Annotated in this window: 11 protein-coding genes and 1 pseudogene; 8 read left to right on the top strand and 4 right to left on the bottom strand. The window is 64.4% G+C overall.

The window, feature by feature from the left end:
- Window positions 1-157 precede the first annotated feature (157 nt).
- The 6 genes from B8115_RS18595 (at window position 158) to B8115_RS18570 (ending at window position 8,463) form a co-directional block, all read left to right on the top strand.
- A complete protein-coding gene (locus B8115_RS18595) occupies window positions 158-1,513 on the top strand; it encodes an ethylbenzene dehydrogenase-related protein (protein ID WP_010629352.1) in 1,356 nt (451 codons plus the stop codon).
- Window positions 1,514-1,591: 78 nt separating this feature from the next.
- Window positions 1,592-2,962 carry a sensor histidine kinase gene (locus B8115_RS18590; protein WP_083861890.1) on the top strand — a complete coding sequence of 457 codons (1,371 nt, stop codon included), beginning with the start codon at window positions 1,592-1,594 and terminating at the stop codon, window positions 2,960-2,962.
- Complete coding sequence (locus B8115_RS18585; protein ID WP_010629350.1) at window positions 2,959-4,353, top strand: sigma-54 dependent transcriptional regulator; 1,395 nt, start codon at window positions 2,959-2,961, stop codon at window positions 4,351-4,353. The genes B8115_RS18590 and B8115_RS18585 overlap by 4 nt, the downstream gene beginning before the upstream one ends.
- A gap of 639 nt (window positions 4,354-4,992) precedes the next feature.
- Entirely contained in the window at window positions 4,993-5,808 is an 816-nt protein-coding gene (lgt, locus tag B8115_RS18580) for a prolipoprotein diacylglyceryl transferase (RefSeq protein WP_010629349.1), read from the top strand.
- The gene (gene cls, locus B8115_RS18575; RefSeq protein ID WP_010629348.1) at window positions 5,808-7,271 is read left to right on the top strand and encodes a cardiolipin synthase; all 1,464 of its coding nucleotides are present in this window, start codon (window positions 5,808-5,810) and stop codon (window positions 7,269-7,271) included. The genes lgt and cls overlap by 1 nt, the downstream gene beginning before the upstream one ends.
- 112 nt (window positions 7,272-7,383) lie before the next feature.
- Window positions 7,384-8,463, top strand: a complete 1,080-nt coding sequence (locus B8115_RS18570) for a L,D-transpeptidase family protein (RefSeq protein ID WP_010629347.1) — start codon at window positions 7,384-7,386, stop codon at window positions 8,461-8,463.
- A gap of 50 nt (window positions 8,464-8,513) precedes the next feature.
- Here B8115_RS18570 and B8115_RS18565 read toward each other — a convergent pair whose 3' ends face one another.
- A complete protein-coding gene (locus B8115_RS18565) occupies window positions 8,514-9,275 on the bottom strand; it encodes a c-type cytochrome (protein ID WP_010629346.1) in 762 nt (253 codons plus the stop codon).
- Window positions 9,276-9,914: 639 nt separating this feature from the next.
- Here B8115_RS18565 and B8115_RS23465 point away from each other — a divergent pair.
- Both B8115_RS23465 and B8115_RS18560 read left to right on the top strand, forming a co-directional pair.
- Window positions 9,915-10,247 carry a hypothetical protein gene (locus B8115_RS23465; RefSeq protein ID WP_141638661.1) on the top strand — a complete coding sequence of 111 codons (333 nt, stop codon included), beginning with the start codon at window positions 9,915-9,917 and terminating at the stop codon, window positions 10,245-10,247.
- Window positions 10,248-10,320: 73 nt separating this feature from the next.
- Window positions 10,321-11,988 carry a multicopper oxidase family protein gene (locus B8115_RS18560; RefSeq protein ID WP_010629345.1) on the top strand — a complete coding sequence of 556 codons (1,668 nt, stop codon included), beginning with the start codon at window positions 10,321-10,323 and terminating at the stop codon, window positions 11,986-11,988.
- A gap of 59 nt (window positions 11,989-12,047) precedes the next feature.
- Here the strand turns inward: B8115_RS18560 and B8115_RS18555 are convergent, their stop codons facing one another.
- The 3 genes and pseudogenes from B8115_RS18555 to B8115_RS23460 all read right to left on the bottom strand — a co-directional run.
- Window positions 12,048-12,680 (bottom strand): response regulator transcription factor, encoded by a 633-nt coding sequence (locus B8115_RS18555; protein ID WP_010629344.1) that lies wholly within the window; start codon window positions 12,678-12,680, stop codon window positions 12,048-12,050.
- Window positions 12,677-14,278 carry a PAS domain S-box protein gene (locus B8115_RS18550; RefSeq protein WP_010629343.1) on the bottom strand — a complete coding sequence of 534 codons (1,602 nt, stop codon included), beginning with the start codon at window positions 14,276-14,278 and terminating at the stop codon, window positions 12,677-12,679. The genes B8115_RS18555 and B8115_RS18550 overlap by 4 nt, the downstream gene beginning before the upstream one ends.
- Window positions 14,278-14,404: pseudogene (locus B8115_RS23460) on the bottom strand (2OG-Fe(II) oxygenase); the annotation flags it as partial. The gene B8115_RS18550 and the pseudogene B8115_RS23460, both read right to left, overlap by 1 nt.

The raw sequence follows: 14,404 nt of genomic DNA, 5'->3' as shown, positions 1-14,404 counted from the left end.
CCTGTCTCGCTGGCGTGACAACCGACACGACAGCGAGGCAGATGGCAGGCCGCTGATTTCTCCAATCTATTGTTGTCATTAATTTTTTTGGTTGGCATGCATGTTGCTGATACGGGTTGCCGTTCGCGGTAACCATAACGATATCAGGAGCATGTCCATGCCGATCAAACCTCTGACGGCCATTCTGGCCACCACCACCCTGGCCGCTGTCGCGCCGGTAACGTCGTTGCTGGCCAATGAGTCGGAGTGGGAAGACGAGTCGCTGAACGTCTTCATCCCTCACGAAAACGACAGGTTGATGGCCCTGCGGGTGGCAGCCGTCTACAACGACGATGAGATCCAGATCCGCTACGAATTCCCCACCGACAACCCCAGCTGGTACCACCAATATTGGATATATGAGGGCGGTGAGTGGGTGCGCTATGGCAGCGGTGCCCAAGGTCAGGACCCCCATGGCCTCTACGAGGACCGCATTTCGATGCTGCTCGACGACGGTTCGGTGGAGGGCTTCGAGCACTACGGTGGCTACATGACCGCTCATGAGGGGATGCGTACCCTGAGCAGCGCCGTCGATTCGAGCGAGGTGCAGGCGCATCCGGTGCTTGGTGAAGAGCTGGGACGCTCCGATGTGCGCAAGTATCTTCCCGGCACCCGCGATGCGGAGTCAGGCGAAGCTTCCTGGGATACGTTGAGAGCGGAGGAAGAGATCCAGGCCATGCAGGAAGCGGGGCACTTCCTCGACCTCTGGCAATGGCGTGCCCATCGCAGCCACCCGGTAGGCTATGCTGACAACAATTATGTGCTGCACTACCGGCTCAACAGCGAGGGGCGTGGCCCATTCACCGATAACTGGGACAGTGACGCGGAGCAGCCGGCCTGGATGTATGACCCCGAGCAGACGGGCATTACCCATCTCGAGCGGGACAGGCTGTTTGCTCAGGGTTACAGCCAGGACGATTGGTACTATCTCTCGGAAGACATCGCGGTGCCGTTCGACCCGGAGCGCGACTGGCAAGAGGGCGATGTCTTGCCCCAGCGCTTTCTGCGCGAGCCTGACGGTAGCCGCGGTGCGATTCGTGCTGCGGGAGGCTACGAGGATGGCGCATGGCGAATTCGCCTGACCCGCAGCCTCGAAGCCCCCAATCCGCTGGACAGCAAGACGCTGAGCGAAGGAGAAACCTACGATGTCGCCTTCGCCGTGCATGCCAACGCTTCCGGCGCACGCTGGCATCTGGTTTCTCATCCGCAGACGCTGGGGCTCGGAGTCGAAGAGGCCGACATCGTGGCGAGCCGGGTCGAGGGGCCGCTGGACCAAGCCGACGTGGAGTGGACCGAACTGCAGGTCTACTATCCTGGCCAGACTACCTGGCAATGGTTGCACGGCGCTGAGCATGCCGGCCAGCCCGCCGTGCAGACAGGCGAGATCGGGATTCGCGACATCCATCTGTCGCTGGAGGAAATCGCTCGCTTCGCCGTCGAAGTAGAGCGTCAGCGTGTCGAGCAGCAGAACTGATCCATAGCGCCGCTTGACTTCCATCGAGCGCCTGGCAACGGAGGCCGATCCTTGCCAGGTGTCAACCAGACAGCTGTCATGACTCTGAGACGCTCACCATTGCTGACCTTCCTGCTGGCCGCCGTGCTGCTGGTCGGAACGCTGGTGAGCGTATCCGGCCTGGTGGCGACTCGGTTCTTTCAACATGCCATTCTGGAGCGGGAAAGCCAGCTGGTGAACGAGTTGGCCAGCTCGCTGCTGGCCGAGCCTGCCGAAGGCGAAGCGACGCTGACCGCTGGCTTTCTCGACAAGCAGCTGCATCATCTTCTTGCCTTGGATGACATCCTGCGCATCAACGTCTTCAGCGCCGAGAAGTACCTTCTATGGTCCAGCGAGAGCGACATCATAGGGCGACGAGCCAGAAACGATGCCCCTCTCGGGCGTGCCCTGTCCGGCGAAGTCGTGCCGGTGACCCAGCCGTTCCAGCGCGCATCGCACCGGGACTGGAACCCCAAGGCCGATGTCATGGAAGTCTATGTGCCGATCCGGTCGGCGGGCGCTAGCCAACCTCTGGGGGCGATGGGGATCTATCGGGATGCCGGTCAGATCAACCAAACGCTGACACGGGGTGCCATGCTGATCTGGGGCTCGGCCGGGCTGGTGGGTGTGCTGCTGATCGCGATCATCACGACGCTGCATGGCATGCTGCTGCATCGTCATCGCGCGGCTCTGGCATCGCTGGGGTCGCTGGACGAGAAGCATCGGCGCATCGTGCAGCTGGAAAAGATGTCGGCGCTGGGCAAGATGGTGGGCGAGGTCGCTCATCAGGTGAACAGCCCTCTGGTGGGGGTCGTCAACAAGGCACAGCTGGCCGCTCGCCGGCTCGACGACCCGGAAAGAATCAGGGGCTACTTGCGCGATATCGAGGCGGCGGGCAAGCACTGCGCCGAGTTCGTCAAGCGGCTGCTCGACCTCAGCCGGGTATCGCGCTTCGAGAAGGAGTCCGTGGACCTCAAGCGGGTCGTGCAGGAGGCGGTACAGCTGGTCTCCCAGGGCAGCGGCATTGGTGGCGTCATTGCGCTGGCGCTACCTGCACATGAAGCCAGGGTAGATGCAGACCCGGTGTTGCTACGCCATGAGCTGTTCAACTTGCTGCGTAACGCGACAACGGCTTCTCCTGCGGACGAATCCGTCACGGTGAGGCTGTTCTTTTCCGATACGAAGCACTGCTGGTGCATCGATGTGGAGGACCAGGGGCCTGGGGTGCCGGAGCCCATGCGCGAGCAGATATTCCAACCCTTCTTCACCACGAGCCGCGATGGCAACGGCCTCGGTCTGGCGGTGGCCAGCACCGTGGCCAATCTGCACGGTGGAACGCTCGAGGTGATGGATGGTGATGAAGGTGGAGCGCTGTTCCGGCTGGCGATCGCGGCATCGCCGACCGGCAGCCTGACCGAGGAGTGGAGATGAAGCGGCGGGCGCTGATCGTCGACGACGATGTGAATACCTGTGACCTGCTCCAAGAGCTGGTACAGGCTCAGGGGCTGGAAGCCGAAGTGGCCGGCAACGTGCAGCGGGCAAGGGAACTGACGGCACGATGTCGCTATAACCTGCTGCTCGTCGATCAGCGCCTGCCCGATGGCAATGGGCTGGATTTCGTGCGTGAACTCAATGTCAGCCAGACCCGACAGGTCGCGGTGCTGATGACCGGCTTCGTCGATGTACGCGATGCCGTCAGTGCCATTCGCGAAGGGCTTTTCGACTATCTCGAAAAGCCCTTCGAAAGTCTCGATGCCCTCGAAGCCGTGATTCGCCGGGCGCTGGCCTATGACACGGCGCTGTGCGAAGCCGATGCCTACCGGGAGATGGTCGCCACCGTCAGCGGCCACGACAACCTAGTGGGGCAGTCGCCGCCGATGCAACAGCTGATGAAACAAATCGCCCAGGTGGCACCGCTGGATACCACCGTGCTGATCGAGGGAGAAAGTGGCACCGGCAAAGAGCTGGTGGCGCGCCTGCTGCACGGCGGCAGTCCACGCAAGCGCAGCCCTTTCATTGCGGTCAACTGCGGAGCGCTCACCGAAGAGTTGCTGGAAAGCGCGCTGTTCGGCTATGAGCGGGGCGCTTTCACCGGTGCCGAGCGCACCACGCCTGGCTTTTTCGAGGCAGCCAGCGGTGGCACGCTGTTTCTCGATGAGATAGCCGACATGAGCCCACGGCTGCAAGCGGCCCTGCTGCGTGTGGTTGAAGAACGCTGCTTCAAGCGTCTGGGCAGCCAAGCGGTGCAGGCGGGCGACTTCAGGTTGGTCTGTGCCACCAATCAGCCCCTGGAGGGGTTGGTGGAAAAGCAGCGCTTTCGTGAGGACCTGCTGTGGAGGCTGAGTGTGGTGACCTTGCGTACACCGCCTCTGCGTGAGCGACGCAGCGACATCGCCACCTTGGCCAGCTACTTCCTCGATCAGTTGAACCAGCGCTATGGCCGTCAGGCCGGCCCGCTGACGCCGGATGCCCTGGAGGCGCTGGAGAGTGCCCAGTGGCGGGGAAACGTGCGGGAATTGCGGCACGTCATCGAGCGGGTGGTTGCCCTGCAGCCGCTAGGGGCAATCACGGCTTCGGACCTGTTCGATACGGTTGGTCGTAGGCGTAGTCGCGGGCCCAACTGGGGCGGATGGCAGTTGCCGTTGGACTATACCGAGGCCAAGGAGCAATTCGAACGGCTCTGGCTCGAGCGCCTGCTTGAGGCTGCTCAGGGTAACGTCTCGGCGGCAGCCCGTATGAGCGGCCTGGCGCGGCAGAACCTCTACACCCGGCTGCATCGCTACCGCAAGATAGGGGCGGGAAATGAAGGGGGAGGTGCTTGATGCTAGGCACCGACAGGATGAGGCGCAACTGGACGAGGCTGGAAGGACCAACGGCAGCAGCCAGCCCATGGGCCCCAAAGCGGGAGCGCTTGCGACTCGCTTGCGAGCATGGAAGACTAGGCGCGACCCTGGCCTACACCCGGTTGATCCATTTCGATGCGTTCTCGTCCTTTCGCCTGGCTGCTCTGTCTACTCTTCGGCATCGTGCTTACGCTGCCGCAGGTGGCCATGGGCGCCTGGAAGTACGCTGACGCTGATTGTCAGGCGAGCCCCCCTTCGGCATTGGACGCTGCTGTCGTCTTCGAGCTCGACAGCAGCCAAGCGCAAGGGGGCGAACAACCTGCCTGTACCAGTGCCACGCCGGTTTGCTCCAGTGCCGGCCTCTCGCTTCCCTCACTGGCCCCGCGCTCGCTCGAGCCTCGTCGCCCCGTCGATATGGCACTCCTCCACGCCCCTCGCGAGCGGCCGGAGCGTCCACCGCGGGTATAGTGCCTGCACCTTTCTGAATGATGCTTGCCAGCACAGCCGTGTCGTTGCGCACGGCATTGGATTTGGAATGTCGGTACTCAGCGGCATTCTCACCTGATTTGCCGCAGGTGTGGTGGCTACGGCCAAACTCCTGCAAGGAGCACGATCAAGATGAACTATCCCGACATCGACCCGGTGGCCATTGCCATCGGTCCGCTGCAGATCCACTGGTATGGTTTGATGTACGTGGTGGGCTTCGTGGCCGCCTGGCTGCTGGGGCGTCATCGTGCCCATCGCCTGGGGCTCACCCATGACGACATTGGCGATCTGCTGTTCTATGCCGCCATCGGGGTCGTCGCCGGTGGCCGCCTGGGGTATGTGCTGTTCTACGGCATGGAACAGTTCCTGGCCAATCCGCTGTGGGCCTTCAGGCTCTGGGATGGGGGGATGAGCTTTCACGGTGGCCTGATCGGTGTGCTGCTGGCGGCGCTGCTGTTTGCGCGCAAGAAGAATCTCGCTTTCTTCCAACTGACCGATTTCATCGCACCGCTGGTGCCGATAGGCCTGGGCGCCGGGCGCATCGGCAACTTCATCAACCACGAATTGCCGGGGCGTGTCAGCGATCTGCCCTGGGCCATGCCGTTCCCGCACCTGGGGCCGGAGCCGCGCCACCCTTCGGCGCTCTACGAGTTTGCTCTCGAGGGGGTGGTGCTGTTCGTGGTGCTGTGGTGGATCTCGAGTCGCCCCCGGCGCAGAGGCTTGGTGTCAGGGCTGTTCCTGCTGCTCTACGGCGTCTTCCGCTTTGCCGTGGAGTTCGTGCGCCTGCCCGACGCTCATATCGGTTTCATCGCCTTCGGCTGGGTGACCATGGGCATGCTGCTGACCCTGCCGATGATCGCCGCCGGCGCCGCGCTCATCGTATGGTCGCGGCGTCAGGCTCGCGATGAGCAAGCCGCGGCGTCGACTTCCGTACAAGAGGCGAGTTGATGGTCGCCTGGCTGACGCGCACACGACCCCGGGGGCGTCGCTCCTGGGGCAAGCTGGCCATTTTCATGCTGGTGGCGCATGTGGTGGGGTTGTTCTCGTCGGTGGAAGCGCTGATGTCGAGCCGCACGTCCCAGGGGGCAATCGCCTGGATCGTCTCGCTCAACACCATTCCCTACGTCGCGGTGCCGACCTACTGGATCTTCGGGCGCAACACGTTCGAAGGCTATGTCACCTCGCGGCGTGACGAAGATTCCGAGCTGGCCCGAGCCCTGGCGGACAAGCTGGGCGAGCTGCGGGCGCATGGTGTCTCGTGGCCGCAGGAGCATCGTCACTTGGCCGGCGTGGAGCAACTGGCCAAGCTGCCTTACCTGGGCGGTAACGAAGCCACGCTGCTGATAGACGGTGAGGAGACCTTCGCCAGCCTCTTTGCCGGTATCGACGCCGCGGAGCGCTATCTGCTGGTGCAGTTCTACATCGTGCGCAACGACGACCTCGGCCGTGAGCTTCAGCAACGCCTCATTGCCAGGGCCAGCGAAGGTGTCGAGGTCTATTTCCTGTACGACGAGATCGGTAGTTACAAGCTGCCGAACGCCTATCTGCAGGCACTGCGCGACGCCGGGGTGAACGTGCACCGATTCCACTCGACCCGTGGGCCGGGCAATCGCTTTCAGCTCAACTTTCGCAATCACCGCAAGATCGTGGTGGCCGATGGTGCGAAGGCCTGGGTCGGCGGTTTCAACATCGGCGATGAATATCTGCACGGGCATGACAAGTTAGGCCCCTGGCGGGATACGCACCTCAAGCTGGAAGGGCCGGCAGCGCTGGCGTTGCAGCTCGTCTTCATCGAGGACTGGCACTGGGCCACCGAGGAGGTCCCCGACCTGCCATGGGAGCCGTCCGTGCCTTCGGTCAACGGGGTGCCGGCGCTGATTCTGCCCACCGGCCCGGCGGATCGCTTCGAGACCGCCAGCCTGATGATCCAGCAGGCGATCCATTCCGCGCGCGAGCGGATCTGGATTTCGAGCCCCTATTTCGTTCCCGACGAGGGCGTGCAGGGCATGCTCAAGTTGGCGGCGTTGAACGGCATCGATGTCAGAATTCTGATACCCGAGCGGCCGGACAATCTGCTGACCTTCTATGCGGCCTACGCCTTTCTGGGGCCGCTGATCGACGCTGGGGTTGAAATTCATCGCTATCAGGAGGGCTTTCTGCACGGCAAGGCGTTTCTGGTGGACGACGCCTGGGCCGCCGTAGGCACCGTCAACCTCGACAACCGCTCCTTCCGCCTCAACTTCGAGGTGACAGCGCTGATCATGGATCGGCAGTTTGCCCGCGATGTGGAGGCGATGTTCGAACGGGACTTTGCCAGATCGCGCCAGATGACGGTCGAGGACTTACTCGACCGGCCGCTTTGGCATCGCGTCGCCGGGCGGGGCGCCTATCTCTTTGCCCCCGTATTGTGAGCCGGCGCACGGAGAAGCCTAAGCCCGTGAGGTGTCGAATTTTGCAGAGGATCGTTATGATAGGGGCAATTTTCATTAGTTTACTAAAGATAGACAGGCAAGAGGCAATGCTATGAATCTTCATGCAGTGGTACGTGAGCGCAACTGGCCCTTGCGACGCCAGACCTGGCTGTCCCTTGGCCTGGGCATATTGGCCACCGTTCTGCTGGCCGGGATGAGCTGGGCCGAGGAAGATTCGGCGGAAAACGGCAACGAGGCGGAGCAGGAGTGGCCCAAGGGGCACTACCCCTTGCCCGAGCGGGGCGATGTCATCGGTAAGGATTACATCGTCGAGGCGCGTGAAGACGAGACGCTGATCGACATCGCGCGTGCCAACAACGTCGGCTACGAAGAGATCCGCCGTGCCAACCCCGACGTCAGCGTGTGGATGCCGGGCGAGGGCACTGAAGTGCTGATTCCTGGCCGCTTCATCCTGCCCCCGGTGGAGCGCAAGGGCATCGTGATCAACGTGGCCGAGCTCAGGCTCTATTACTACCCGCCGACGAGAGAAGGTGAGACACCGCGAGTCGAGACCTATCCCATCGGTATCGGTCGCGAAGGCTTCGACACGCCGCTGGGTATCACCAAGACCACCATGCGGCTCAAGGACCCGGCCTGGTATCCGCCGCGTTCGGTGCGTGAGGAAGCGGCCGCTCGCGGCGAGACGGCGCCCGCGGTGGTGCCGCCGGGGCCGGACAACCCCTTGGGCAGGCATGCCATCCTGCTCGACATCCCCGGCTATCTGATTCACGGCACCAACCAGCCTGACGGGGTCGGCATGCGGGCCAGCCGTGGCTGCGTGCGCATGTTCCCGGAAGACATCGAGTCGATCTTCGACCGTGTGCCGGTCGGCATGCAGGTACATCTGATCAACCAGCCGATCAAGGCAGGTTGGGACGGCGACACGCCCTATGTGCAGGTCTACGAGGCGCTGGGCGAACAGGAAACCGGCATGGCCAATCTGATGGAAACGCTGGCCATGCTGCAGCGTGACGACGACGAGCCGACCACGGCCCTGAACTACGAAATGCTGCGTGAACTGCTCGAGAACCCCAGCGGTGAGGTCATTGCCCTGACGCCGGCTCCAGAGCCGGAGCCTGAGGAAGAGGAGCCTGAAGAGGAGCATCTGCTGTGGCGAGAGCTGGCGGTATAGTTCTGGTCAAGGCAGAACGAATCGGGCGCCCTTGGGCGCCCGATTCGTTTTCAGTGCTCATGAGCCTGGGCGTACTGCTCATCCGCCAGGCCATGGCGAATGTAGTGCACCACGGACCAGATCTCGTTCTCGTTCAGCTTGGTGCCGAAGCGTGGCATGGCGCTCTGCGGATTGCCCGCGCCGATTACCCAGGCGTATTCCACAGCGCCATGGGCCGGCCCGTGCAGGGCCAGGTTGGTGGGGCTGGGATCGAAGTAGGCGACGGCGGGCGCCAGGCCATCGCCTTGGCCCAGCGGGCCATGACAGGCGGAACAGAACTGCTCGTACACCCGCTGCCCCATCGCCAGAGTCGCCGCGTCGAGCGGCAGGGGATTCTCCTGCACTACCCACTCGTCGGGAATTTCCCTGTCGTGAGTATGCTCATGGGCGTGCTCATGACCATGACCCGCGTGGCTCGCTTCCTTGTCGTGGTCATGACCATCATTGGCGTGGTCGTGGGTGGCATCGCTGCTCGCTCTGGCATGATCGTCGTGGTCGTGGTCGTGGTCGTGGTCGTGGTCGTGGTCGTGGCTCGCATGCTCGTGCAGGCCATGATCGTGCGCATGGTCTGCATGGTCTGCATGGCTCATGCTCTGCTGCGCGGCATGCGCATGCTCCGACTCGTCGTGCGCGAAGCCTTGAGGGACCAGCGCTCCGGTCAGCAGCAGGCCGACCATGAGCGCGGTTGCTCGTGCCGTGATTCTTGTGCTGGTGCAGTTGGTGTAGTGCTGCCCCGACAGGAAGGGGCTTGCTGCGGTGAGGATGGTGGCCATGATGGGCTCCTGATAAACGGCATACGAGGTCATGGCGCTGTCGCGCCGGGTCGCTAGCGGCAAAATCAGGCAGCTCTGGGAGGTCGCTCATCCATGAAGCAGGGCGGAGTGGGCCGGGCCCCGGTGGGGCAAGGGGGCCGCGTCGTCAGGGCAGGCACGTTCAGGGTCGCAGCGAGCGGCATGGCCCCACTCATGCAGTGGCTGCTGCTCAGGCAGCTGGCCTGACACTCGTTCACATCGGCGTGGGCCGTCTGGCCGCAGGCGGGCTGCTCGTCTCGAGCGCCATCATGCTGGGCATGGGAAGCATCGCGCACAGCGTCGAGGCCGGCCAGAGCCGTTGAGCCTGCCGACAACGACAGGACCAGGCACAGGCTGACCAGGACAAGCAGTGTTCTGCGCATGAGCGGCTGATATCCGATGGAGTGTTACCCGCTCATCATCGCGACGCGAGGCAGGGCAAACAAGCGCCGCCGGCCCGCAGGCCGCGAAAAGTCACGATTTCCTGATCTCGATCAGCCGTCCATCCGGTTCGCCTAGTGGTCATTGGACACGCCAAGGTGTGTGCAGGACCCAGGTTGCGGCGATTCTCCCGAGCATGAAATACTCCGTTCACCACTGGCTCATAAGTCTCTACATTTCATGCGTCGATTCTCCTGGCACTGGCTGCTAAGCCTGTCCATGGCCCTCATGCTGGCCATCGTGCCGCCCGTGGTTGCCGGTGGGCACCACGGCGATGCCGACTGCCTGCAGAGCCTGGTCGGTCAGGAGCAGCCGATGGCCTGGGAAATGACCGATCCGGATGAGCCGCATTCCTCCGCAGCGTCTCCCTGCTGCTTACCCTGTCTGCAGTGCGGAACCGTCGTGATGTCGTCGAACGGTCACGCCTTGGCGTCCTCATTGGTCTTGTTCGGTGCCGTTCCCGACACTCCTTTCGGGCCGCCGGATCCCATCGAACGTCCTCCTCGGGTCTGAACCTCTTTCCCCCCTGATGGCGCCGCGGATGATCGATTCGCGGTGAGAGCGTACATGTCTCGAGGACAAGTCAATGAAACGCCGTGAATTCCTGGGCTACTCGGCGCTGGGCGCGCTGTTGCTTTCCACGGCTGGCACCATGGGTTACGCCCTGTCTCGCCAGCACCCCCATGGGGCATCGCCTGCCAGCCTCGCCGCCTTGCCGAAGGGCGGCCAGCCGCTGCAGCCTCTGCCTCGGATCGCCAACTTGAGCGAATCTGCCGGCCGCTTTCGCAGCGTGCTGACGCCTGGCCCTCACAGCGTGCCCCTGAGCGATGAGCTAGAGGCCAGGCTGTGGCTCTACAACGGCAAGGTGGCGCCGCTGATCGAGGTGCGAGAGGGCGATGAGCTGGATATCACCCTGATCAACGAGCTGGAGCAGGAAACCACCTTGCACTGGCACGGTGTGCCGGTGCCGCCGGCGCATGACGGCGCTCCCTGGGACGCCGTGGCGCCGGGTGAGTCGCGCCAGTACCGCTACAACTTCCCCCAGGGAAGCGCGGGCCTGCATTGGTTCCACCCCCACCCTCACGAGGGCACGGCCAGACAGGTGGCGCATGGCCTGGCGGGAGCGCTGCTGGTGCGGCCCGCCGAGGATGTGCTGCTAGCCGAGGTGGAGGAGCACCTGCTGGTTATCAGCGACCTGCGCCTGAGGGCGAGTGGCGAAATCGCAACCCACACCGCCGAGGACTGGATGAATGGCCGCGAGGGCGAGCTGCTGCTGGTCAATGGCCAGCGCGAACCGCGGCTCGATGTGGCGCCGGGCACTACCTTGCGCCTGCGGCTTATCAATGCCTGTGCGGGACGCTATCTGCGCCTGCGTCTGGATGAGCATGAGCTGATCCTGATCGGCACCGACGGCGGACTGATAGAGCGGCCGCAGCCGCTGGAGGAGCTGCTGCTCACCCCGGGCGAACGGGCTGACCTGCTGGTGCGTGTCAGTGAGCGGGCCGAGGGACACTTCCAACTGGCCAGCCATCCCTACGAGCGTGGCTGGATGGGCGACAGGCCGCCCCATCTGGACGAAGTGGCACCGCTGCTGGCGATTTACACTCTCGACTCGGACGCTCGTGCCCCCGTCTCGCTGCCCGAGCGCCTGGGGCGTGTCGAGCCGTTGGGCGAACCGGCAGTCCAACGCCGGGTGGCGCTCACCGAGGTGATGCCGGGCCATGACGATCACGGTGCCGGCGATAGCGATCCACATGCCGCTCATGGTGATCCGAATACTGGCCATGGCGATCCGCATGCCGGCCACGGCGGCGGCAGCGGCAGCCATCATGGTACCCATGGACCTGGGAATGGGGTTGACCATGCCATGGATGAAGCGGCTGAGCGCCCCGAGGTGGATTTCCTGATCAACGGTCGTGCCTTCGCCATGGATGAGATCCTGTTCGAAGGCAAGGTGGGCGAGGTCGAGGAGTGGGAGGTCTTCAACGACTCCCACATGGACCACCCCTTCCATGTGCACGGCACCCATTTTCAGGTGATCGCCACCCGCGATGCCGATGCCGATGGCGAGGGTGAGGGCGAGGGCGAGTGGCAGGAGGCGCCTTGGCTGGCCTGGAAAGACACCGTCAATCTGGCACCTTATCAGCGCCTGAAGCTGCGAATGGTGTTCCGTGAACCGGGTGACTGGCTGTTACATTGCCACATCATCGAGCACGAGGAGCTCGGCATGATGGCGACGATTCGCGTGAGCTGAGCCATCGGGGCACCTCTGGCGCCATGTCGCAGCTGCGCATGGCGCCAGAGCGGACATCCTTATTTCGGCAACGGTTCCACCAGCCCCAGCGCCACGCAGATGCGTACCAGCTCGGCCAGGTTGCCGGCGCCCAGCGCCTTCATGCCTCGCAGGCGGTAGATCTCCACCGTCTTGGCACTGACGTCGAGGCGCTCGGCGATCTCGCGGCTGGTCAAGCCTTCGGCTACCAGCGCCAGGATCTTTCGCTCCTTGGGGCGCAGGGCGTCGTAGCGAGCGCGCAGGGTGTCGATGCGCTCGCTCACGGCGCGCTGGCGCTGATACTCGGCGAGCGCCTGCTGCACGGCATCGATCAACTGCTGCTGGTTGAACGGCTTCTCGATGAAGTCGAAGGCGCCGGCCTTGAGGGCAGCTACCGCCATGGGCACGTCGCCGTGGCCGGTCATGAAGATCACCGGGGCGATAGCGCCGCGCTCCAGCAGGCGCTGCTGTACCTGCAGGCCGGAGAGTCCGGGCATGCGTACGTCGAGCAGTACCGCATCGAAGCGTTCGGGCTCGGCGGCGAGAAATGCCTCGCCGTCGGCAAAGGCGCGGGTGGCCAGGCCTACGGAGTCGAGCAGCCAGGCCAGTGAGTCGCGCAGCGCCTCGTCGTCGTCGACCACGGCGATACGGGGGGCACGGGTAGGCTCGGTCACGGCTGGCTCCGGGGCGGCTTGCTGCGGTGGATGGGGCTTGGTTCGGCCAGCAGTGTACCGGTAAAGGTGGCGCCCTCGGAACCGTCGGTGAGGTCCAGGCTGCCGCCCATGGCTTCCATCAGCGAGCGGCTGATGGCAAGGCCCATGCCGAGGCCCTCCGGACGGCTGGAGTGGAACGGTGCGAAGATAGCCTGAGCGTCGTCGTCGGTAACGCCGGGACCCTGGTCGCTGACGCTGAAGGTCACCTCGCGCCGGCCGCTGCGTCGTGCGCGGATCTCGACCCGCACGGCGGCAGGCCGTTCGCGGCTCGCTTCCAGGGAGTTGAGCAGCAGATTGACCAGCACCTGCTCCAGGGCGATGGGGTCGGCCATCACGCGGGGCAGCGTTTCCGGCAGGTCATGGGTCAGGCTCACTCCGGCCTGCTGGTACTGCCACTCGCACAGCCGACAGGCGGCATCAACCACCTCGGACAGCATCACCGGGCGCGGGCGGGTCTGCCCCTTGCGCACGAAGGTGCGAATGTGGCGCAGCCGCTGCGCCAGTCGCTGTACCTGGGTATCGATCCGCTCCAGCGGCAGGGCGAGATCGCTGGCCGGGCGATTCGGATCGGCACGCAGTTGCAGCAGCGCGCCGCTGACGTAATTGGCGATGGCGCCCAGCGGCTGGTTCAGCTCGTGGGCGATGTTGGAAGCGAGTTCACCGGTGGTGGCCAGGCGGTTGGCATGGGCGATCTGCTCCTGGTGGCGCCTTGCCTGGGCCTCGGCGGCCTTGCGCAGGCCGATGTCGCGATTGAGTAGCGAGAGGTGGTCAGGCTCGGCGCCGGGGCCGCGGTGGGCCAGCACCACGCTGAGTACCGGCACCGGCCCCTTGGGGCCCGGCATCTCCAGCTCGCCGCTCCAGGAGCCGTAGCGGGCCACGGCGGGCAGCACGATCTCACGCAGGATGGCAAGCGATGCCGGGGTATAGGCCCGTTCGAGCCGGGCATCGAGCCCTTCGCGCGGCAATCCCAGCAGGCGTCGCGCCGCCTCGTTGGAGTAGAACAGCCGCTCGTCGCCGTCGCAGAACAGCACGTAGTCGGTGGTCGATTCCACCACCCGGGCCAGGCGCTCGCGATTGGCCTCGGCGTGAATGCGCCGGCCCACGTCACGGGAGACGCAGAGCACGTCGATCAGCTCGCCGGTGGCCGGGTCGCGGCGGGTGCGGCTGGTGGTCTCGAACCAGACGTAGTGCCCGTCCTTGGCGCGGAAGCGGTAGGTCTGTTGATAGAAACCGTCGTGGTAGTAGACCCGCGGCGACTTGTTGAGCAGGTCGGCGAGATCGGATGGGTGGAACAGGTCGTAGGCCGAGACGCCGCTTAGCTCCTCGGGCTCGTAGCCGAGCAGGTCGCGGGCGGCCTGGGAGGCGTAGAGGAAGGTGCCGTCGCGGGCGTGACGCGAAATCAGGTCGGTGGTGCTCTCCGCCAGCCAGCGATAGTGGCGCTTCTCCTCATCGAGCGCGGCGACTCTGGCTTCGAGCTCTTGTTGGCTTAGTTCGAGCGCGGCATTGCGGGCCTCGAGTTCGGCCAGCCGTGCGCGCAGCGCCTCGAGTTCGCAGGCCATCAGCGCGCCGGATCCACCAGGCCGCCCAGCGAGGCATTGCGCCGGAACCAGCCGGCGATGCTGGCTCGCGGCAGGCGGGTGGGCAGCACCTCGTGGGGCACGGTTTCGGCGAGAAACTCGCGATAT

It is taken from the genome of Halomonas sp. KM-1, from assembly GCF_000246875.1.
GTDB lineage: Bacteria > Pseudomonadota > Gammaproteobacteria > Pseudomonadales > Halomonadaceae > Halomonas > Halomonas aerodenitrificans.
Note: the sequence above shows the minus strand (reverse complement) of the source record. Positions and strands in the feature narration are given on the sequence as shown.

Excerpts from the sequence above, each read along its gene's own strand:
- B8115_RS18595 (WP_010629352.1), top strand. The coding sequence starts at position 158 with ATGCCGATCAAACCTCTGACGGCCATTCTGGCCACCACCACCCTGGCC.
- B8115_RS18590 (WP_083861890.1), top strand. The coding sequence starts at position 1,592 with ATGACTCTGAGACGCTCACCATTGCTGACCTTCCTGCTGGCCGCCGTG.
- B8115_RS18585 (WP_010629350.1), top strand. The coding sequence starts at position 2,959 with ATGAAGCGGCGGGCGCTGATCGTCGACGACGATGTGAATACCTGTGAC.
- lgt (WP_010629349.1), top strand. The coding sequence starts at position 4,993 with ATGAACTATCCCGACATCGACCCGGTGGCCATTGCCATCGGTCCGCTG.
- cls (WP_010629348.1), top strand. The coding sequence starts at position 5,808 with ATGGTCGCCTGGCTGACGCGCACACGACCCCGGGGGCGTCGCTCCTGG.
- B8115_RS18570 (WP_010629347.1), top strand. The coding sequence starts at position 7,384 with ATGAATCTTCATGCAGTGGTACGTGAGCGCAACTGGCCCTTGCGACGC.
- B8115_RS18565 (WP_010629346.1), bottom strand. The coding sequence starts at position 9,275 with ATGGCCACCATCCTCACCGCAGCAAGCCCCTTCCTGTCGGGGCAGCAC.
- B8115_RS23465 (WP_141638661.1), top strand. The coding sequence starts at position 9,915 with ATGCGTCGATTCTCCTGGCACTGGCTGCTAAGCCTGTCCATGGCCCTC.
- B8115_RS18560 (WP_010629345.1), top strand. The coding sequence starts at position 10,321 with ATGAAACGCCGTGAATTCCTGGGCTACTCGGCGCTGGGCGCGCTGTTG.
- B8115_RS18550 (WP_010629343.1), bottom strand. The coding sequence starts at position 14,278 with ATGGCCTGCGAACTCGAGGCGCTGCGCGCACGGCTGGCCGAACTCGAG.